General features: G+C 61.6%; 16 protein-coding genes. 7 read left to right on the top strand and 9 right to left on the bottom strand.

Translation table 11 applies throughout. The features are described from left to right. Positions 1-6: 6 nt before the first annotated feature. Together BLP99_RS25385 and BLP99_RS25390 are read left to right on the top strand one after the other, a co-directional pair. Positions 7-2013 (top strand): hypothetical protein, encoded by a 2007-nt coding sequence (locus BLP99_RS25385; protein ID WP_092182117.1) that lies wholly within the window; start codon positions 7-9, stop codon positions 2011-2013. 298 nt (positions 2014-2311) lie between these two features. After that, the gene (locus BLP99_RS25390; RefSeq protein WP_256327897.1) at positions 2312-4552 is read left to right on the top strand and encodes an autotransporter outer membrane beta-barrel domain-containing protein; all 2241 of its coding nucleotides are present in this window, start codon (positions 2312-2314) and stop codon (positions 4550-4552) included. Between the two features lie 101 nt (positions 4553-4653). Here BLP99_RS25390 and BLP99_RS25395 read toward each other — a convergent pair whose 3' ends face one another. The 3 genes from BLP99_RS25395 to BLP99_RS25405 all read right to left on the bottom strand — a co-directional run bounded on the left by BLP99_RS25395 (position 4654) and on the right by BLP99_RS25405 (position 9538). Then, a complete protein-coding gene (locus BLP99_RS25395; RefSeq protein ID WP_072399020.1) occupies positions 4654-5100 on the bottom strand; it encodes a hypothetical protein in 447 nt (148 codons plus the stop codon). Between the two features lie 134 nt (positions 5101-5234). Next, positions 5235-8366 (bottom strand): efflux RND transporter permease subunit, encoded by a 3132-nt coding sequence (locus BLP99_RS25400; RefSeq protein WP_072459637.1) that lies wholly within the window; start codon positions 8364-8366, stop codon positions 5235-5237. A gap of 14 nt (positions 8367-8380) precedes the next feature. Continuing rightward, positions 8381-9538: an efflux RND transporter periplasmic adaptor subunit gene (locus BLP99_RS25405; protein ID WP_072459638.1), complete on the bottom strand. Its 1158-nt coding sequence runs from the start codon at positions 9536-9538 to the stop codon at positions 8381-8383. A 265-nt stretch (positions 9539-9803) separates the two neighbouring features. On the opposite strand from BLP99_RS25405, the gene BLP99_RS25410 reads away from it, so the two are divergent. Together BLP99_RS25410 and BLP99_RS25415 are read left to right on the top strand one after the other, a co-directional pair. Next, positions 9804-10505 carry a response regulator transcription factor gene (locus tag BLP99_RS25410; protein ID WP_072399017.1) on the top strand — a complete coding sequence of 234 codons (702 nt, stop codon included), beginning with the start codon at positions 9804-9806 and terminating at the stop codon, positions 10503-10505. 4 nt (positions 10506-10509) lie between these two features. Then, positions 10510-11814, top strand: a complete 1305-nt coding sequence (locus tag BLP99_RS25415; protein WP_072399016.1) for an ATP-binding protein — start codon at positions 10510-10512, stop codon at positions 11812-11814. A 57-nt stretch (positions 11815-11871) separates the two neighbouring features. On the opposite strand, the gene BLP99_RS25420 is transcribed toward BLP99_RS25415, so the two are convergent. Together BLP99_RS25420 and pncA are read right to left on the bottom strand one after the other, a co-directional pair. Continuing rightward, on the bottom strand, positions 11872-12513 hold the full coding sequence (locus BLP99_RS25420; protein ID WP_092182120.1) for a DUF1345 domain-containing protein: 642 nt from the start codon (positions 12511-12513) through the stop codon (positions 11872-11874). 12 nt (positions 12514-12525) lie between these two features. Continuing rightward, positions 12526-13167, bottom strand: coding sequence for a bifunctional nicotinamidase/pyrazinamidase (gene pncA / locus BLP99_RS25425; RefSeq protein ID WP_072399014.1), 642 nt, complete (start codon positions 13165-13167; stop codon positions 12526-12528). A gap of 259 nt (positions 13168-13426) precedes the next feature. Here pncA and BLP99_RS25430 point away from each other — a divergent pair, with 259 nt between their 5' ends. Further along, the gene (locus BLP99_RS25430; protein ID WP_072399013.1) at positions 13427-15541 is read left to right on the top strand and encodes a putative bifunctional diguanylate cyclase/phosphodiesterase; all 2115 of its coding nucleotides are present in this window, start codon (positions 13427-13429) and stop codon (positions 15539-15541) included. Between the two features lie 7 nt (positions 15542-15548). On the opposite strand, the gene BLP99_RS25435 is transcribed toward BLP99_RS25430, so the two are convergent. Beyond that, a complete protein-coding gene (locus BLP99_RS25435) occupies positions 15549-16652 on the bottom strand; it encodes a DNA alkylation repair protein (protein ID WP_072432308.1) in 1104 nt (367 codons plus the stop codon). Between the two features lie 141 nt (positions 16653-16793). Here BLP99_RS25435 and BLP99_RS25440 point away from each other — a divergent pair, with 141 nt between their 5' ends. Then, a complete protein-coding gene (locus BLP99_RS25440) occupies positions 16794-17102 on the top strand; it encodes an RcnB family protein (protein WP_072432301.1) in 309 nt (102 codons plus the stop codon). Positions 17103-17151: 49 nt separating this feature from the next. On the opposite strand, the gene BLP99_RS25445 is transcribed toward BLP99_RS25440, so the two are convergent. Continuing rightward, positions 17152-17475 (bottom strand): protealysin inhibitor emfourin, encoded by a 324-nt coding sequence (locus BLP99_RS25445; RefSeq protein WP_072432302.1) that lies wholly within the window; start codon positions 17473-17475, stop codon positions 17152-17154. Beyond that, the gene (locus BLP99_RS25450; protein ID WP_072432303.1) at positions 17475-18536 is read right to left on the bottom strand and encodes a M4 family metallopeptidase; all 1062 of its coding nucleotides are present in this window, start codon (positions 18534-18536) and stop codon (positions 17475-17477) included. Before BLP99_RS25450 ends, BLP99_RS25445 begins: the two co-directional genes overlap by 1 nt. A gap of 154 nt (positions 18537-18690) precedes the next feature. Here BLP99_RS25450 and BLP99_RS25455 point away from each other — a divergent pair, with 154 nt between their 5' ends. Continuing rightward, complete coding sequence (locus tag BLP99_RS25455; protein WP_072399009.1) at positions 18691-19032, top strand: FKBP-type peptidyl-prolyl cis-trans isomerase; 342 nt, start codon at positions 18691-18693, stop codon at positions 19030-19032. A 20-nt stretch (positions 19033-19052) separates the two neighbouring features. Here BLP99_RS25455 and BLP99_RS25460 read toward each other — a convergent pair whose 3' ends face one another. Beyond that, positions 19053-20180, bottom strand: coding sequence for a cytochrome P450 (locus BLP99_RS25460; RefSeq protein ID WP_072459640.1), 1128 nt, complete (start codon positions 20178-20180; stop codon positions 19053-19055). Between the last annotated feature and the right edge of the window lie 8 nt (positions 20181-20188).

Below are 20188 nucleotides of genomic sequence, written 5' to 3' on the forward strand. Positions count from 1 at the left end.
ACAAAAATGACTGTCAAAAGTAATGTCGTGAACTTGGATGGTGAGGAACTGACGTTGAACGAAGTCGCTGAACGCTCGCGATCGGCACTGCGTACAACCGGGGCCGAGTCGGGTGTCTTGGTTGATCCTCCTAGCATCGATGGCCAGATTGTCGACGATCTTATTCCTTTATCGGTGCTGGATCCGGGGCCCATGATTTTTCGATTTCCAATCAGTAAGATTGTGAACCCCCATGATGGCGATGCATATATATTGCAGCACAGGGACAAGAGTGGAGTAGTCACTACAATCGCAAGCGACTCGTTCGGCGCCATAGGAAACCGTCCACCGGAGATTGAAATACCCGTGGCTACGACATCCCTTGTCGATGACGATCTGCTTCGTGGATCAACCGCCTACGAGTATCGATTCTCTATTGTCCAAGGAGGTACTGGTAATCCGGACCGATCACCGTGGTTCAAGGCCGAAGTTGACCGGACTGCACCAGAGCAGGACAAGGCTTCAGGGCAGAAATTTCAGCCGGACCCTCCCGACCTGTTGAATTTGCCCGCCAGCACTATCGATGATGACTGGCTTGACAATAATTCAGCGCTTGAACTCAGCATTCATATTGGTTACCCGTTCTATCGCCCGGATGACAATATCGATGTCTACGCGGAAACCAACTATGGCACCGGAACGCCGATACACTCACAGTTTTTGACCTCCGGGACGGTTTCCGTTCCCAAGGATAAACTGCCTAAAATCGATGGCACTTATTTCATCTGGTATGTGTTGACCGATATCGTGGGGAATGCCAGTGAGGACTCTTTCTCGACGCGTGTAGCCGTTGTACGTCTTCCGCCACCTGGACTTTTTGAATGCGTCATCCCCAAAGGGGTTCCGCCGGACGCAATCGATCTCAAAGATATTGAAACGCCCGTCTACATCAACGTTGATCGTGCAACGAATGGGCTGGACGACGACAGGGTTTCGATGATTATCGGCAAAACCGGTAGGGCTTTCGAGTTGGGTTCGCTGCCGTTAGGTACGGCGCCGATGCTCCAGTTCGTAGCGACCAAAAGCAGAATTCTGGCGCTTTGGGATAACGCTACGGCACCCGTGGATATCTTTGCCAGGTATAACTACCTGAGGGGAACGGATTCGCCGATTCCTTCCGCCGTATTCGACACCCAGCTAGATTTCACCTATCGGGGCCCGGTGAATCCAGATTTCCCCAGTCTGGAAAACAAAGACATGGACGTCGTGACAGTCGTAGACTTCGAGGGCAATGTAGACCGTATAACTTCGAAGAATCGCGACAAAATCGCGACCATCAGCACACCCATGATTTCCGGCCCTACGACCTGGACAGCGCTGGGTGATGAAAAAGCCAAGCTCTGGTATGACGGTAACGAGATCTACAGCGAGGACATACCTGCCGGGCCCGTTACAGGCATATTGTCTTATGCTATGGACCCTAATAATGGATTTGATTTTAAAGTCGGCTCCATCACTGTCTACTGGACAATTGAAGAGGACGGCGGTCGTAATAGAATGAAATCACCGGACAAGACGATCACGGTCGATCCAGTTCTTGTCACAATGCCAGCGCCTACCGTTTATCTCTTTGATGGCACATTTGTGACATGCCTCTCTTTGAAGGAAGAATCTTTTTTTGAGCTGCCCGTGACTGTTCAAATCGACTCGGCTTATATGCCGGCCGGTACTGTCGTCACAGTAAAGTCCGTCGGGACCACTGATGCAACGGGAAACACAGAAGTCCCGGGCACACAATTCAGCGATACCTATAGAGTGACAGGTATGGAGCCCAATGGAGAGTTCGTTCTGGATGTCCAACCCTATCTGGAAAAATTAAAGCCGATCCAGCCTCCGAATGGCAGCAGTCAGCCCAACGGTTGGATAAAGATATGGTATGAGGTTCCAGGCGTCCCAGACCCTTCGACTGCACTGTTCAATGAAGTCAGGTTTCTCAATACCAGTTTCAACTACTGCGATGAGGCCGATGGCTAATTTTCGATACGGCGATGTCGGAGGGAGGAATTGCTCTTTCCTCCGACATTCGAATCTATTGAAGATAAATCCTAGATCGTCACCAGACTATTCCTACATACCGCCTTTGTATAGATCTGTAGTTTACCGGCCGTCTTGGGTGGAGGGCTTTCGTCCGCCCACTAGCTAGGTCTTCCGTCGGAAGGACTTGTGAGGGTAATTCTATATGTGGTCAATAAAATACAATGGGACACGGCCAAGGACGGCAATCTGGCTTGGCGGTTCATCGCTGTGTTTTTCTTTATTACTCCCTGAATCCGTGCTCGGCGGGACACTGGTGGGTGGCAGCCAGACCATTACCGACGGCTATGCCGTGGAGTCGTGGGGGCTCACACAAGAGGCCACATTGAACGTAAATGGGGCGCAGACCCTGGACATCCTTGCTTTTGAGTCCACGTTGAATGCCAATGGTGCCGCCACCTTGGACATTTCAGCTTCCGACGGCTCGACGGTGAACCTGATCAACTCGACGGTCACCGGCGGCGATGCGCTTGCGGGCCTCGAACTGGTCAACAGCACCGCTACCATCACTGGCAGCACCGTCACCAGCAACAATATAGGCCTACAGGCAGCTCACGTGGTCGGTACTCCCACCGGTTCGACGGTCACGGCGGTCAATAGTCGTTTCACCGGCGCGACCGGTGGGGCTCGTGCGACGGCCTTCAGTGCCCTGACGTTTTCAAACTCAGTGGTCGAAGGGACGAACGCCGACAGTTTTGGCCTGGCGCTGCTGGGCGGGTCGGCTTCCGCAAGCGATGGAACCCGCATCATCGGTGGTCAGAACGGCGCGGTACTGCGCCTTGAAGGGGGTGTGGCAGCAGGCAATCAGTTGACCCTCGATGGATCGAGCGTCGAGGGCAGGAACGGTTCGGCCATTGTCGTGGATTACGCGGGCGCCACCGCACCGGCTTCCCGGATCGATGTGCTCAACGGCTCGACGTTGACCGGCAGCAACGGCACCATTCTCGAAGTGAAGGAGGCAGGCGATGCGGTGATGAACGTCGGGCTCAGCAACCTGACGGGTAATGTCCAGGTCGCTGGCGACAGCAGGGCCGCGTTGAACCTCACCCAGGCTACCTTGACCGGGGATGTACGGGCCGAGGCGGGTGGCACTGCAACGGTGGCCCTGCAGCAGGGTTCGCAGATGACCGGCATCATGGATAACGTGGCCACGGCCAGTATCGATGAGCAATCGGGTTGGACCATGACGGGCGACAGCCAGGTCGGCGACCTGGTGCTCAATGGCGGCACCGTGCGGTTCGGCGCCGATAATGCGTTCTATCGATTGAACGTAGACACCTTGTCCGGCAGTGGCCTGTTTGCAATCGGCACTGACTTCTCGACCAACCAGACCGATTTCCTCAATGTCACGGGCACGGCCACGGGTAATCATCAACTCATGATCGCCAGCAGCGGCGTCGATCCGGCCAGCGGCCAACCCATCCAGGTGGTCCATACCGGCGGCGGGGACGCCTCGTTCTCCCTGGCCAATGCCGGTGGTGAGGTTGACCTGGGCGCCTACTCCTACGGCTTGAAGCAGAGCGATACGGGCAACGATTGGTTCCTGGATCCTACCGCCCGCACCGTCAGCCCTTCCACCCGGGCGGTCATGGCACTGTTCAACACTGCGCCGACCGTCTGGTACGGTGAAATGATGTCGTTGCGCAGCCGGATGGGGGAGTTGCGCTTCAACTCGCAGAAATCCGGTGCCTGGATCAGGGCCTATGGCAACAAATACAACGTTTCCGACAGTTATGGCGCGGGCTATCGCCAGGCCCAGCACGGCTTCACCCTGGGTGCCGACGCACCGTTGCCGATGGGCGATGGACAATGGCTGCTGGGGGTCATGGCCGGTCACAGCACTTCTGACCTGGACCTGCATCGTGGTACTTCCGGTACGATCAAAAGTTACTACGTCGGTACCTACCTGACCTGGATGGATGATGTCAGTGGCTACTACGTCGACAGCGTACTGAAACTCAACCGTTTCCAGAACGATGCCAAGGTCGGCATGAGCGATGGCAAGCGTTCCAAGGGTGATTACGACAACAATGGTCTCGGTGGTTCGGTGGAGGTCGGTCGTAACATCAAACTGGACGACGGTTACTTCATCGAGCCATTCACCCAATGGTCTGCCGTGGCTATCCAGGGCAAGGATTACCATCTGGACAATGGCCTTCAGGCCGAAGGTGATCGTACCTATTCGTTCCTTGGCAAGGCCGGTGTCACGGCGGGTCGGGACATGCAACTGGACAATGGCGCGACGGTACAACCTTATGTACGCGCGGCATTCGCCCACGAGTTTTCCAAGAACAATGAAGTGAAAGTCAATAACAACGTATTCAATAATGATCTTTCGGGGTCGCGGGTCGAGTTGGGCGCGGGCATTGCCGTGAACCTGTCGGAGCGCTGGCAGGCCCATGCGGAAGTCGAATACATGAATGGCAAGGGCATTGAAATGCCGATAGGTGGAACCGTCGGCGTGCAATTCAAGTGGTGATACGCAGCCGGCACCTGTCCTGCCCATAAAAGGTAATGCGTGCAAAAAGAGCCCTGGTTAAAACAGCCAGGGCTCTTTTTTTGACTCTTTCCAGACCATGACTACCAACTGAGTGCCGTATCGAAGTTGCCGGTGCACAGGTAAGTGCCACCTCCTTGAGCTTTATCGATTTGCGCTTCGAACGATCCGCTGAAACACATGCCCGGCCCAACCTGGTAGGTGATCTTGCCTGAGCGTGCCCGTTGCAATGTCGGCGCATCCGGATCGTCATAGTTGTTGTAGAGCAGGTTGACGTGCGCATCATCGACCGTGATGACAGCGTCCGTTTCTTCCTTGATGTCTTTGGAAAAGATGATCGTGAAGGTTCTTGGCCGGTTGTTTTTCCATTCGGTTGCCACCACGATCCACACTTCACCCCGTTTAGGGGTGGTAGAACCTTTCAATGTGGTCATGACTGCGCTGAAGTTTGAATTGTCCTCCAGGTTGGCCGTGAAGTTGACTTCCGACCCGAGAGGGTCCAGGGCTGGTTTCGTACTTGCGTTGCTCATGGATATAAGCTCCGTAATGTTCGGCGGGAGATCCAGCGGGCATCCTGCGATGTCATTGGCATGGAATGTTCATCTAAGACCCATCTTTCCCGCCTGTATACTGTCAGACATGACAACTGTACAAAGCCGTATTTTTATGGTTGATCTTTCAGATTTTCAAAGTCTTCCAGAATCCCCTTGCTGCGCTGTCTCGCCAGCTTCATCACCCCCACGAAAAACACCGGCACGAACACCACCGCCAATGTCGCGGTGATCATCCCGCCAATCACCCCGGTGCCGATGGCCTGCTGGCTCGCCGAACTGGCGCCGGTAGCGATGGCCAGGGGTACCACGCCGAGGATGAAGGCCAGGGAGGTCATGATGATCGGACGCAGGCGCAAGCGCGCGGCCTGGAGCGTGGCATCGACCAGGTCATGGCCTTCGTCGTAGAGGCTCTTGGCGAACTCGATGATCAGGATGGCGTTCTTGGCCGACAGGCCGATGATGGTGACCAGCCCCACCTTGAAGAACACATCGTTGGGCATGCCGCGCAACGACACCGCCAGCACCGCGCCGAGCACGCCCAGTGGTACCACCAGCAGGACCGAGGTGGGGATCGACCAGCTCTCATAGAGCGCCGCCAGGCACAGGAACACCACCAGCAGCGACAGGCCCAGCAGGATCGGCGCCTGGCTGCCGGACAGGCGCTCCTGCAACGACAGCCCGGTCCATTCCTGGCCCAGTCCCGCCGGACCTCGGGCCACCAGGCGTTCGATTTCCGCCATGGCTTCGCCGGTGCTGTGGCCAGGCGCCGGTTCGCCGGAAATGCTGATGGCCGGGTAGCCGTTGTAGCGGGTCAGTTGTGTCGGGCCCTGGGTCCATCGGGCCTGGACAAAGGCCGACAGCGGCACCATTTTCCCGCTGTCGTTGCGCACATGGATCTTCAACAGATCGGCGACCTGGCTGCGTTGATCGCCTTCGGCCTGGACCACCACCCGCTGCATCCGCCCCTGGTTGGGGAAGTCGTTGATGTAGCTTGAGCCCACGGCAGTCGCCAGCACGTTGCCGACGTCGGCGAAAGACACCCCCAAGGCATTGGCTTGCTTACGGTCCACTTCCAATTGCACTTGCGGCGCTTCGGCCAGGGCACTCTCGCGCACGTTCATCAGCACCGGGCTTTTTTCAGCGGCGGCGAGCAATTCGCTGCGAGCCTGCATGAGGGTGGCGTGGCCGAGCCCACCGCGATCCTGCAAGCGGAACTCGAAACCGCTGGAAGTCCCCAGGCCATCCACTGGCGGCGGGAGAACAGCGAAGGCCACGGCATCCTTGATCCGGCCGAAGGCCTGGTTGGCGCGCTCGGCAATGGAGCTTGCCGAGTCGTCGCTGCCACGGTCCGACCAGTCCTTGAGGGTGGTGAACGCCAGCGCGGCATTCTGCCCGCTGCCGGAAAAGCTGAAGCCGAGGATCACCGTGCTGTCGCCCACCCCCGGCTCGCCGGCGTTGTGCGACTCGATCTGCTCGACCACCTGCACCGTGCGGTTCTTGCTCGCGCCGGGCGGCAGCTGGATATCGGTGATGGTATAGCCCTGGTCTTCCACCGGCAGGAAGGAGGAGGGCAAGCGACTGAACAGCAGGCCCAGGCTCACCAGCAATACGCCGTAGATCAGCAGATAGCGCCCGGTGCGTTTCAATGCATAGGCCACCCAACCTTGATAACGATCACTCAATTGATCGAAACGCCGATTGAACCAGCCGAAGAATCCGCCTTTGGCGTGGTGTTCGCCCTGGGCGATGGGTTTTAACAAGGTCGCGCAAAGCGCCGGGGTCAACGTCAAGGCGAGGAAGGCTGAAAACAGAATCGACGTGGCCATGGACAGCGAGAACTGCCGATAGATGACCCCCACCGAGCCTTGCATGAACGCCATCGGAATGAACACCGCCACCAGCACCAGGGTGATGCCGACGATCGCGCCGGTGATCTGCCGCATCGCCTTGCGCGTCGCTTCCCTGGGGGACAAGCCCTCGCTGGCCATGATCCGCTCGACGTTCTCCACCACCACGATGGCGTCGTCCACCAGGATGCCGATGGCCAGCACCATGCCGAACATGGTCAGCACGTTGATGGAAAAACCCAGGGCAAGCATGGTGGCGAACGTCCCCATCAGCGCCACGGGCACCACCAGGGTCGGGATCAAGGTGTAGCGGATGTTCTGCAGGAACAGGAACATCACGGCGAACACCAGCAGCATGGCCTCGCCGAGGGTATAGACCACTTTGGTGATAGAGACTTTGACGAAAGGCGAGGTGTCGTAGGGGATCTTGTATTCCACGCCGGCCGGAAAATAGCGCGCCAGTTCGTCCATTTTTTCCCGTACCAGGGTCGCCGTGCTCAGGGCGTTGGCCCCGGGTGACAACTGCACGCTGACGGCGGTGGACGGCTTGCCGTTCAAGCGCGTGGAAAATTGATATTCCTGGCTGCCGACCTCGACCCGGGCCACATCGGCGATGCGCACGGTGGAGCCGTCGGGATTGGCCTTGAGCACGATGTCGGCGAATTCTTCAGGCGTCGACAGTTGGCCCTTGACCAGGACGGTCGCGGTGATTTCCTGGGTGGTACGGGTCGGCAGATCACCGATGCTGCCCGCCGACACCTGGGCATTCTGCGCCACGATGGCGGCGTTGACGTCGGCCGGCGTCAGGTTGAAGCTCAGCAGCTTCTGTGGGTCGATCCAGATCCGCATCGCCCGTTCGGCGCCGTACAACTGCGCCTTGCCGACACCGTCCAGGCGCTTGATCTCGTTCATCACGTTGCGCGCCAGGTAATCGCTGAGGGCCACATCGTCGAGCTTGCCGTCACTGGAGGTCAGGGTGATCAGCAACAGGAACCCGGCCGAGACCTTGTCCACCTGCAGGCCTTGCTGAGTGACCGCCTGAGGCAGGCGCGACTCCACGGCCTTGAGGCGATTCTGTACGTCGACCTGGGCCAGTTCGGGGTTGGTCCCGGGCTGGAACGTCGCGGTGATGGTGGCGCTGCCCAGGCTGCTCTGGGAACCGAAGTACAACAGGTTGTCGGCGCCGTTGAGCTCTTCTTCGATCAGGCTGACCACGCTTTCGTCCACGGTCTGCGCCGAGGCGCCCGGGTATACCGCATAGATCTCGATCTGCGGTGGCGCGACGTCTGGGTACTGCGCCACCGGCAGCTTCGGGATGGCCAGCGCACCGGCCAGCAGGATGAACAACGCCACCACCCAGGCGAACACCGGGCGGTCGATAAAGAACTGCGGCATAGGAAACGTCCTGCTTACTGCCCAGGGACCTGGGCAAGGGGAAGAGGGGAGTCGTCGATCCGGACTTTTTCACCGGGGCGGGCGTGTTGCAGGCCTTGCACCACGATGCGGTCGCCGGGCTTCAGGCCGTGGGTGACGATCCAGCGGTCGTTTTGTACGGCGCCCAGTTCCACCGGTTGCAGGCTGACCTGTTGTTGCGCGTCGAGCAGCAATACCTGGGCCACGCCGGCGCTGTCTCGCTGGATGGCCTGTTGTGGCACGCTGATGCCTTGCCGATCGAAGGCTTGCTCCAGGCGTACGCGCACGAAGCTGCCCGGCAACAGGTCGAGGTCAGGGTTGGGAAATTCGCTGCGCAGGGTGATCTGGCCGGTGCCCGGGTCGACGGCGATGTCGGTGAACAGCAGCTTGCCCGGCAACGGGTAGAGGCTGCCGTCGTCCTGGATCAACGTGGCCTTGGCCTGGTCCTGGCCGACCTGCTGCAACTGTCCGGAGCGCAAGGCCCGGCGCAGCTCGTTGAGTTCGCGGGTCGATTGCGTAAGGTCGGCATGGATCGGATTCAACTGCTGGATCAGGGCCAGCGGCGTGGTTTCGTTCTGGCCCACCAGCGCGCCCTCGGTCACCAGTGCCCGGCCGATGCGCCCGGCAATCGGCGCGGTGACCGTGGCATAGTCCAGGTTCAGCCTGGCCCGCTCCACGGCGGCCTTGTTGGCGGCGACATCGGCGGCAGTCTGGCGGACGGCCGAGCGGGCATTGTCATAGTCCTGGCCGCTGATGGCATTGTCGGCGATCAACTGCGAATAACGTTGCTCTTGCAGGCGGGCCTGGAACGCGTTGGCCTCTGCCTTGCGCAACGCGGCTTCGGCGCTGTCCAGGTCGGCCTTGAACGGGGCCGGGTCGATGCGGAACAGCACATCGCCTTTCTTCACATCAGTGCCTTCGCGATACACCCGTTGCAACACCACGCCGGGAACGCGTGCACGTACTTCGGCGGTTCGCGGCGCGGCGATGCGCCCGCTCAGTTCACTGCTGATGGACAGCGGCCGGGCCTGGATCGTTTCGATGGTTACGGTGGCCAGCGGCGCTTCGTCGGCCGGGGGCAAGGCGCTGTCGCAGGCGCTCAACAGCAGCGCCCCGAGCAACAGGCCCAGGGTGGCGAAGGTGTTCGTTGACATGGTGCTTCCCCAATAATGAACGCTGCCATGCTACGGGGGGCGGCCGCAGGCAACGGTAAAGCTTTGTAGGGGGTGTGTGAAATTGTGTAAGGGTTTTGTTCGCGGGTGGGTGAGGGCGTATATCCTTGGCTGCTTGAGATTTTCCGCGCTTGTCCTATCGCCATCGCGAGCAAGCTCGCCCCCACAATGATCACGCGAACCCTGTGGGGGCGAGCTTGCCCGCGATGAGGCCTTTCCAGGCGCCCCAGCACTTTCTGGAAACACGATGCCCAACATCCTCCTGGTCGAAGACGACACCGCCCTCTGCGAACTGATCGCCAGTTACCTGGAGCGCAACGGCTATCAGGTCAGCGTGCTCAGCCGTGGCGATCATGTGCGTGAGCGGGCGCGGGTCGACCCGCCGGACCTGGTGATCCTCGACCTCATGCTGCCAGGGCTGGACGGCTTGCAGGTCTGCCGTCTGCTGCGGGCCGACTCGGCGACGTTGCCGATCCTGATGCTCACCGCCCGGGACGACAGTCACGACCAGGTGCTCGGCCTGGAGATGGGCGCCGACGACTACGTCACCAAGCCCTGCGAGCCACGGGTATTGCTGGCGCGGGTCCGCACCTTGCTGCGGCGCAGCAGCCTCACCGAACCCCAGACGGCCAACGACCGCATCCTGATGGGCAACCTGTGCATCGACTTGTCCGAGCGCACCGTGATCTGGCGCGGCCAGCCGGTGGAACTGTCCAGTGGCGAATACAACCTGCTGGTGGTGCTGGCACGGCATTCGGGGGAAGTGCTGAGCCGCGACCAGATCCTGCAACGCCTGCGGGGCATCGAGTTCAACGGCACCGACCGTTCGGTGGACGTGGCGATATCCAAGCTGCGCCGCAAGTTCGACGACAACGCCGGCGAGGCGCGCAAGATCAAGACCGTGTGGGGCAAGGGTTACCTGTTCAGCCGTTCCGAGTGGGAATGCTGAGCCCATGTGGAAACTGCTGATCCGTCTTTACCTGGTGACCATCGTCTCCTACAGCGCGGCGATCTACCTGATGCCCGAACTGGTGATCCGCCTGTTCCACGAGCGCTTCCTGACCTATAACCTCGACTATTCACGTGGCCTGCAAACCCTGATGGTCAAGCAGTTCCATGCAGCGCCCGTGGCGCAGTGGCCGGCGCTGGCGGCGCAGATGGACAAGGAATTCGACCCGCTGCGCATCGAGCTGGCGTCCATCGACGACAGCGGTTTCAGCCCCGACGAGCAGGCGCGCCTCAAGCGCGGTGAGAACGTGGTGCGCCTCGGCGAATGGGGCTGGCGGACCCTGGCGGTGTCGCCCCTGGACGGGCAGGTGGCGGTCAAGATGGTCGTGCCGCCGGATCCGGCCGATGTCAGCTGGTTGTACTGGAGCATCAACGTGTTGATCGGCGCGACGCTGCTCGCCTGCCTGTTGCTCTGGCTGCGCCCCCACTGGCGCGATCTGGAGCGCCTCAAGCGCACCGCCGAACGTTTCGGCAAGGGGCATTTGAGCGAACGAACCCTCATCGCCTCCAGCTCCAACATCGGCAGCCTGGCCCATGTGTTCGATACCATGGCCGGCGACATCGAGAACCTGCTCAACCAGCAGCGCGACTTGCTCAACGCCGTCTCCCACGAACTGCGCACACCCTTGACCCGGCTCGACTTCGGCCTGGCCCTGGCATTGTCCGATGACCTGCCACCGGCCAGCCGCGAACGCCTGCAAGGGTTGGTGGCGCACATTCGCGAGCTGGACGAACTGGTGCTGGAGTTGCTGTCCTACAGTCGCCTGCAGAACCCCGAGCGTTTGCCCGAGCGGGTCGAAGTGCCGCTGGATGAGTTCATCGACAGCATCCTGGGCAGTGTCGACGAAGACCTGGCAGCGCCGGACGTGGTGATCGACGTGCTGTTGCACGGCACCCTGGAGCGTTTCGTGCTGGATCCGCGCCTGACCGCCCGGGCGCTGCAGAATCTGTTGCGCAACGCCATGCGCTATTGCGAAAAGCGCATCCAGGTCGGGGTGCTGGTCAGCGACCAGGGCTGCGAGATCTGGGTGGACGACGATGGCATCGGCATTCCCGACGACGAGCGCGAGCGGGTGTTCGAGCCGTTCTACCGCCTGGATCGCAGCCGTGACCGTGCCACCGGCGGCTTCGGCCTCGGCCTGGCCATCAGTCGCCGCGCCCTGGAGGCCCAGGGCGGCACGTTGACGGTCGAGCCCTCGCCCCTGGGCGGCGCGCGGTTCAGGCTGTGGCTGGCGACGCCCCAGTCATAGGCTACGGTTTCCCGTGGCGAGGGGATTTATCCCCGCAGGAGCGCGAAGCGGTCCCTTTCACCCGAACAACCCCGCCGCGATATTGATCGAGAACCCCAGGATCGCGGTGTTGAACACGAAGCCGATCAACGATTGTGCCAGCACGATCTTGCGCAACTGCCGGGTGGCGACGCCCACGTCCGAGGTCTGCACCGCCACGCCGATGGTGAACGAGAAATAAAGGAAGTCCCAATAGTTGGGCGTGGTCAGGCCTTCGGCGAAGCGCAAGGCCGGCTCCTTGCCGTCCCAGGTGTAATACAGTCGTGCATAGTGGACACTGAAGATCATGCCGATCAGCAACCATGAACCCAGCACCGTGAGTGCGGTGAAGCCATAGTGCAGCAGCTTGCCGGATGCCTGCAGGTCACGGCTGCCGGCCAGTTCCAGGGTGATGGTCGCCAGGCTGGCCATTGCCGCGATGCAGACCATCAGCAGGACCAGCCCGGCGTTCTCGTCTTCGATTTCGGCGATGCGCCGGACATCGGGTGCCTTGGCCTTCACGGTCAGCCAGAACATCAATGCCAGGTACGTCCAGACCCCGACATTCCAGCCGATCAGGATCCTGCCGATGACCGAGTCGGCGGGCGCCAGCACACCCGCCGTCATCCCCAACAGTGCGGCGGCGCAGAGACGTGGGTGGGTACGGGGCAGGAAGGACATGGACACCAGAGCCTAGCCTGTCAGGACGCTGGACTGGATCAGCTCTACGTTCGCTTCCTGCATCCGCCGGATTGCCGATTCCATCGAGCCCTCGGTGTCGATACCCCGGCAGGCGTCGAGCAGCACGAAGGCATTGAACCCCGCCGCCCGGGCATCCAGGGCCGAGAACATCACGCAGAAATCCAGGGCCAGGCCCACCAGGTATACGGTGTCGATGCCGCGTTCCTTGAGGTAGCCGGTCAGGCCGGTGGGAGTCTGGCGGTCAGCTTCCATGAAGGCCGAATAACTGTCGATGCCCGGGTTGCACCCCTTGCGAATGATCAGCTGTGCGTGGGGCAGGTCCAGTGCCGGGTGCAGCTCGGCGCCCTGGGTACCCTGGATGCAGTGGTCGGGCCAGAGCTTCTGCTCGCCGTAGGGCAGTTCGATCAGGTCGAAAGGTTGTCTGCCCGGATGACTGGAGGCAAACGAGGCATGCCCGGCAGGGTGCCAGTCCTGCGCGAGAATGACCTGCCTGAATGAGCGGCCCAGCCGGTTGATCAACGGCACGATTTCATCGCCCCCTGGAACGGCCAGTTGGCCACCTGGGATGAAATCGTTCTGTACGTCGATCACCAGCAGCGCGGTGTTCGTGGTTCGGGTGTCGTGCACTGGCATGGCTGCAATCTCCTTATAAGGCCTCCCCAGCTTAGCCAAACAGGCTTTGGATCAGTGTGTTTTTTTGCAAGACCAATGAGTCGGCACCTGACCCGATCGGCAACGTGCATATCGGCAGGCACTTCTTGTATGCGAGTCAGCCAGCGCTCGCCATCAGGGGCTGGGGCGCGAAGTGTCTTTCGTCGCAAATAATGGCTTTTTGATATTTGTGGCGATGCGTCTGCGGCGCGCTTGTGTACAATCGCAACCTAAACCGGGCATGGAGGCAGTTCGGCTTCAGTACGAGAAAACATCCATGCTTATCGGCAGTTATTCCCCCGCCCTTGTTTTGATTTCCCTCCTGGTCGCTGTCCTGGCGTCTTATACCGCGCTGGACCTGGCCGGCCGTATCGCCACCACCCAGGGGCGCGCCGCCCGGTTGTGGATGACCGGTGGCGCGCTGGCGATGGGGGTGGGTGTCTGGTCCATGCATTTCATCGGCATGCTGGCGTTCACCCTGCCCATAGAGCTTGGCTACGACGTCTCGATCACCGCGCTGTCGTTGCTGATCGCCATCCTTTCCTGCGGTTTCGCCCTGTGGCTGGTCAGCCAGCCCCGGCTGCCTGCCTGGCAGTTGGCTTTCGGCGCGCTGTTCATGGGGGCCGGCATCAGTGCCATGCACTACACCGGCATGGCAGCGCTGCAGATGCAGCCGGGGATCGACTACGACCCGACGCTGTTCGGCGCCTCGCTGGTGATCGCGGTGGGGGCTTCGGCGGCTGCCTTGTGGATCGCCTTTCGCCTGCGCCAGAACACGCCGCACGTACGACTGGCACGTGCCGGCGCGGCGGTGATCATGGGTATTGCCATTGTCGGCATGCACTACACCGGCATGGCCGGGGCACGGTTCAGCGAGGGCAGTTTCTGCGGCGCCCTTGGCGGATTGAGCGGCAAGGGCCTGGACAACCTGGTGCTGATCACGACCCTGGCGGTGCTGTCCATTGCCTTGCTGACATCGATACTCGACGCTCGCCTGGAAGCCCGCACCGCGGAGCTGGCGCAATCCTTGACCCTGGCCAACCGGGAATTGACCCAGCTGGCCTTGCACGACCCCCTGACCGGGTTGCCCAACCGCGTGTTGCTGGCCGACCGCATCGGCCAGGCGATGTACCGGGTGCGGGAGCAGGGCGGTTGCTTTGCCTTGATGTTCATCGACCTGGACGGCTTCAAGCCGGTCAACGACGCTTTCGGTCATCACATGGGTGACCTGTTGTTGCGCGAGGTGGCCCTGCGCCTGCGCGAAGACCTGCGCAGCCAGGACACCCTGGCGCGAATTGGCGGTGACGAATTCGTGTTGCTGGTGCAATTGGCCGAAGCGGATGACGCCTTGCGGCTGGCGGCGCGCCAGGTGGGGTTGATCGGTCGTACGTTCCGGGTCGCCGAGCATGAGCTGCAGATTTCCGCCAGCGTCGGCATTGCGCTGTATCCGGGCAACGGCCATAGCGCCGAAGAGTTGCTGATGAATGCCGATGCGGCGATGTATCACGCCAAAGGCACTGGCAAGAACGGCTACAGTTTTTTCGACGCGTCGATGAACAGCAATGCCCGCCGCCAGCTGCAACTGCTTCAGGATCTGCGTATCGCCGTCGAACAGCGGCAGTTCAGCCTGCATTACCAGCCCAAGTTCGACGCCGCCAACGGTCGTCCGGTCGGTGCCGAGGCCTTGTTGCGCTGGGTTCATCCGACCCAGGGCCTGTTGATGCCCGATACCTTCATCGACCTGGCGGAAAAGACCGGCCTGATCATCGCCATCGGCGAATGGGTGCTCAACGAGGCCTGTCGCCAGATGCGCGAATGGTACGTGCTCGGCTATACCGACTGGCGCATCGCGGTGAACCTGTCGGCGTTGCAGTTCTGCCACGCGGGCCTGGTGCAAAGCGTGGCCACGGCGCTGGCGACGCACTGCCTGCCGGCCAACAGCCTGACCCTGGAAATCACTGAAACCACGGCCATGAGCGACGCGGATGCGAGCATGACGGTGTTGCAACAGCTATCGGACATGGGCGTGGACTTGTCCATCGACGACTTCGGTACCGGCTATTCGAGCCTGATGTACCTCAAGCGCCTTCCGGCCAATGAATTGAAGATCGATCGCGGTTTCGTGCGTGACCTGGAGCATGACAGCGACGATGCGGCCATCGTCTCGGCCATTGTCGCCCTCGGCCAGGCCCTGGGCCTGCGCATTGTCGCCGAAGGTGTGGAGACCGATGTGCAGCAGAGCTTCCTGACCCGGTTGGGCTGCGATTCGTTGCAAGGCTACCTGCTGGGCCATCCGTTGCCGGCGGAGCGTTTCCTGCAGAATATCCGCCAGGCGCCACGGATGGTGGCGGTCTGACTGGGCGTCACCCAAGGATATCGAACGCCGTGCTGCCCAATCGCTCGCCATTGACCAGCAGGTGCACCGCATGCCGGCCCGCGTAGTGCCGGCGAGTGGTCAGCTCGCGGATGAATTGGGAGCGACTCAGGGCGACGCAGCCGTGGGCCGGCAGATCGAAGGTCTTTAGCTTGAAGACCTTGGCCGAGGTGCCGCCCGAGGCTTTCACATAATCGATGGCATAGTCGATCACCAGGCGCTGGGGCTTTTCCAGGGTGGATTGCACCTTGAAGGACAGCGTGATCTGGTCTCCGAGGCGAATCACCCCAGGCGTCACCTTCAATTCCGAAACCTGGACCTGGGCCTTGCCGCCGACCCCGATGACGGCCAGCGCCCTGGGATCGCCCTGCTTGATCAGGCTGCGCAGCGCATGTCGGGCGATCCAGGCGGTATGGCGGTCTTGCAGCGGCCAGCCTTCGATCCGGTCGAGCACCCAGTCGGGATGCTGCTTGGTCACATCGTTGAGATGATTGGCCACGGACTTGCGCACATAGAGGCTGCTATCGGCCTTGAGGGTCTCCAGGATAGCGGCGGTGAGCTCGGGGTTGGCCTGGATCGGCTCCAGGTGAAACGACCACGGTAGCCGCGGACGGCTGCCTTCGCTGGCCAGGCGTCGTACGTGCTCGTTGGGATCCAGCGCCCAGGTGTGCATGACCTTGAGGCAGCGTTCCAGATCATCGCGCAGGAAGTGCCGCACCGCGAATTCCGAAGAGCCGAACCGGGTGAAATACTTGAGCGCGTCCAGGGACAGGTCGAAGGCGTGCCGGCCATGGCAGGCGACATAGTGCGGCAGGAACATGCTGACGAACATGCTGTTCAGGCGCGGGGCCAGGTCCCGCAGCACGTCCAGCGAGGCTTCATAGCTCAGGGGCAGCACCGCATGCAGGCATTCGCTGACCCGGGCCATGCGTTGCATCACCGACAACTCGGCCAGCCCGTCGTTGGCCATGCGCAGGAAGGCCTTGGCATCGAATGCCGGGTACACCGCGCTCATTTGGCTGGCGATGTGTTCCAGGCGCGCGGCGTTGAAGATTTCCTTGAGGGCAGGGGAGGCAGTGGTCGGGGTCGTCATGGTGAGGGCCGATGTCCAAGGGGTGGTCACTATATCCCGTGGCGAGGGCACAAGCTTCCCTCGCCACGGCTACAGCCAATGGAATGATTCGTCGCTGGCGAAGTCCCAGCTTCAGTCCCTCGCAAAACTGGAGTTTTTTCTATGCGTAAACCAACCCTGACCGCCAGCCTGCTCCTGATCGCCGGCCTCGCCGCCCTCGGGCCTGCCGCCCAGGCAGTCGAGAAGACCGGCGATGCCCTGGAGCATTCGCCAAGCAATGGTCGCAGGCTGGTGGAGAACGACCGCGTGCCGGCGGACTACCAGCGCGCCGACAGGGCCGTGAAGGATTGGAAACAGAAGCAGCTCGAGCAGCCGACAAGCGAGCAGCAATGGGTGCATATCGACGACAAATACCTGCTGATCGAAACCGTCTCGGGCGCCATCGTCAAGATCGTTCCGGCCACGCGTTAGGCTTTGTACGTAGAGTGCCCTGGGCAACTCTTCGTACAACCCCGGGTCCTCAGATGACTTCGCCCTTGTCCCACAACTGGATCAATTCGCCGGGTGCCCGGTCCTCGGGCACCTGCAGCACCATTTCGTCGTCCTGGTCGTTGGTGCGGTAGCGCACCTCGATCTGGAAGAAACGCTGGTCGCCGCGCCCGGGCGTGGAAGAGGTCAGCGGCAGGCAGCCCTCCAGGACCGAGCAGATGCGCGTTCGCTGGTCGAGGTCGCATTGGGCGAACTCGATCTCCCGGGGCCGGGTCAGGGCATGGATGGCCGCCACGCCGCCCTGGCGTGACAGCCGCACCACGGCCTTGTCGTCGAGGTCTGGAAGGTTCTTCATCAGCTCTCCTCAGTCAGGTCGACGCCCACCTGGTCCCAGCCATCCTGCACCGCTTGCACTTCCCGCTCGCCAAACCGCTGGCGGGCGTGCTCGACGGTCAGGCGGGCGAAAGCACTGAAGGACGCGTCGTTGGCCAGTTTTCGGTCGCACAAGGTGTCATACCAGATTCGGCCGGCCTTTTCCCAGGCAAATCCGCCCAGCGCGGTGGCCACCAGATAAAAGGCGCGGTTGGGAATGCCGGAATTGATGTGCACGCCGCCATTGTCCTCGCGGGTGATGACGAACTGACGCATATGCGCCGGCTGCGGGTCCTTGCCCAGCAACGGATCGTCGTAGGCCGTGCCGGGGTTGGACATGCTGCGCAGGCCGTCGCCGTTGATCCTGTCGGTGAGCAGGTCGGCGCCGATGAGCCAGTCTGCCTGGTCGGCGGTCTGTTCGAGCACGAACTGCTTGACCAGCACGCCGAACACGTCGGAGACGGATTCGTTCAGGGCGCCGGACTGGTTGGCATAGATCAGGCCCGCTTCGCTTTCGGTGACGCCGTGGGCCAGCTCGTGGGCCACCACATCGAGGGAGCGGGTGAAGCGTTGGAAGATTTCCCCGTCGCCGTCGCCGAACACCATCTGCGCGCCGTTCCAGAAGGCGTTTTCGTAGCCCTGGCCGTAATGCACGGTGCCCACCAGGGCGAAGCCCTTGTTGTCGATGGAGTCACGGCCCAGGACTTTCCAGAAGAAATCGTAGGTGGCGCCCAGGGCATCGTAGGCTTCGTCCACGGCCGGGTCGCCGCTGGCCGGTTGGCCTTCGAGGCGCACGGGCTGTCCGGGCAGTTCCATGCTGTTCTGTGCGTCGTGCACGCTGCGCTGAGGATGGCCGGGCTTGCCCGGCCTTGCCAGTGCGGCAGCGACGGGTGGGGTGTGGGGCGGGCCGGGATTGTGCCGCAGGCTGCGCACATGGGTCAGGGTGCCCAGGGCGCTGGAGCGCTGCTGTTCGGAGCCGTGGGCGATGATGCGGTTGAGGATATAGGGCGGAATGAAGCCATGAAGAGGGCGAGAGTCGATCATCAGAACATCCTTATCTGAAATGCAGGGTCGATACCCATGTGAACCAGGGCGGCCGCTGCGGTTCCCTCCCGCAGCGAAGCCGCTGGCCATAAAAGTTTGCCAGGCGCGTGGATTTCTGCGAAAAACCGCGCCTCGAACCCAACGGAAAATGGCCATGAGCGAAGAATTGCAAATCATCGACCTGGAGCAGGGCGACGGTAAAAGCGTAGTCAAAGGGGCGCTGATCACCACTCAATACCGCGGCACGCTGGAAGACGGCACCGAATTCGATTCGTCCTACAGCCGTGGCAAACCCTTCCAGTGCGTCATTGGCACCGGTCGTGTCATCAAGGGCTGGGACCAGGGCTTGATGGGCATGAAGGTCGGTGGCAAGCGCAAGCTGCTGGTGCCGGCCCACCTGGCCTATGGCGAGCGGTCCATGGGTGCCCACATCAAGCCCAACAGCAACCTCATCTTTGAAATCGAACTGCTGGAAGTACTGACCCGCGACGATTGAACGCCTTTTGGGGGCGCCTTTCACGGGCGGTCGCTGAACACTGGGATGCGACCGTTGACCGAAGGGCGGTAGCGCCAGTCCAGCCGGTCCGGCTGGGGGGCTCGCTCGAGGATCGTCGCCAGGGAGGCCGCGGCGATATCCATCGCCAGGGTTTGCCCCGGGCATTCATGGCGCCCGGCACCGAAGCTGAAGCTGCGGCGATTGAGGCGGTCCGTCAGCAAGAGGTCCGGCTGTGGGTTGAGGGCCGGATCGCGATTGGCCGAGGCGAGCAACACCACGATCGCCTCCTCCGGTTCCAGGGATACGCCGAGGATGTCGCAGCGGGCGACAACGAAGCGACGGGTGTTCTGTACGGGAGGGTCGAAGCGCTGGACTTCGGCCTGTAACGGGCCGATTAGCGTCGGCTCCTCCCTGATCCTGTGCAGCAACGCCGGATCGCGTATCAGCGCCAGCAGGGCATTGCCGATCAGGCCGGCGGTAGCTTCGTGGGTTTGTGCGAGCAGCCCGATCAGGTTGGCGACCAGGTCGTTCGGCGCGACGCCTGCGAAGCCTTGGCAGATGCCTGTGAGCCAGGCGCTGGCCGAATCGTTGGCCTCGATTCGCTTGCGAAACAGAACCTGCAATTGACCGGTGGCGCGGTGCGCGGCGTGCAGTTGCGCAGCGTCGCTCAGGGGCGACAAGCACGCGACGAAATCCCTCGTCAGTGCACTGAGCAGTCGGCTGTCCGCCGGGCTGAAGCCCAACAGCGCCGCCACCACGGCGACCGGTCCGATGAACTGTGCGTGATGCAGGCCCGCGGCCCCATCCTCGAAAAAACCGGCCCTGACCCATGCCCTGACCTGCTGTCGATCGATGTCCTGCAAACCCGGGGCGATCGCCGACCTGGGGCAGCGCTGGCGTTCGCCTTCGTTCATGCGCATCAGGTGCCCGAATACCTGGCCGGCGGGCCTGCCGGCGATGGCCTTCGGCACAGGTTCCTGGGGCGGGCGAACATGGCAATCGGCGTGACGCAGCACGGCGCATACGGCTTCGGCGCTGCTGGCGATCCACGACTGCACCTGCTGATCGAAGGTCAGCCCGCCTTTGGCGCGCAGGCTTGCGTAATAAGGATAGGGGTCGGGATGAGTCGCGGCGGTGATGGGGTCCATGAAGCGCT

Origin of the sequence: Pseudomonas sp. NFACC32-1 (assembly GCF_900101215.1) — a bacterium.
Taxonomy (GTDB): Bacteria; Pseudomonadota; Gammaproteobacteria; order Pseudomonadales; family Pseudomonadaceae; genus Aquipseudomonas.

Coding starts and splice junctions, on each gene's coding strand:
- BLP99_RS25385 (WP_092182117.1), top strand. CDS start 7: ATGACTGTCAAAAGTAATGTCGTGAACTTGGATGGTGAGGAACTGACG.
- BLP99_RS25395 (WP_072399020.1), bottom strand. CDS start 5,100: ATGAGCAACGCAAGTACGAAACCAGCCCTGGACCCTCTCGGGTCGGAA.
- BLP99_RS25400 (WP_072459637.1), bottom strand. CDS start 8,366: ATGCCGCAGTTCTTTATCGACCGCCCGGTGTTCGCCTGGGTGGTGGCG.
- BLP99_RS25405 (WP_072459638.1), bottom strand. CDS start 9,538: ATGTCAACGAACACCTTCGCCACCCTGGGCCTGTTGCTCGGGGCGCTG.
- BLP99_RS25410 (WP_072399017.1), top strand. CDS start 9,804: ATGCCCAACATCCTCCTGGTCGAAGACGACACCGCCCTCTGCGAACTG.
- BLP99_RS25415 (WP_072399016.1), top strand. CDS start 10,510: ATGTGGAAACTGCTGATCCGTCTTTACCTGGTGACCATCGTCTCCTAC.
- BLP99_RS25420 (WP_092182120.1), bottom strand. CDS start 12,513: ATGTCCTTCCTGCCCCGTACCCACCCACGTCTCTGCGCCGCCGCACTG.
- pncA (WP_072399014.1), bottom strand. CDS start 13,167: ATGCCAGTGCACGACACCCGAACCACGAACACCGCGCTGCTGGTGATC.
- BLP99_RS25430 (WP_072399013.1), top strand. CDS start 13,427: ATGGAGGCAGTTCGGCTTCAGTACGAGAAAACATCCATGCTTATCGGC.
- BLP99_RS25435 (WP_072432308.1), bottom strand. CDS start 16,652: ATGACGACCCCGACCACTGCCTCCCCTGCCCTCAAGGAAATCTTCAAC.
- BLP99_RS25440 (WP_072432301.1), top strand. CDS start 16,794: ATGCGTAAACCAACCCTGACCGCCAGCCTGCTCCTGATCGCCGGCCTC.
- BLP99_RS25445 (WP_072432302.1), bottom strand. CDS start 17,475: ATGAAGAACCTTCCAGACCTCGACGACAAGGCCGTGGTGCGGCTGTCA.
- BLP99_RS25450 (WP_072432303.1), bottom strand. CDS start 18,536: ATGATCGACTCTCGCCCTCTTCATGGCTTCATTCCGCCCTATATCCTC.
- BLP99_RS25455 (WP_072399009.1), top strand. CDS start 18,691: ATGAGCGAAGAATTGCAAATCATCGACCTGGAGCAGGGCGACGGTAAA.
- BLP99_RS25460 (WP_072459640.1), bottom strand. CDS start 20,180: ATGGACCCCATCACCGCCGCGACTCATCCCGACCCCTATCCTTATTAC.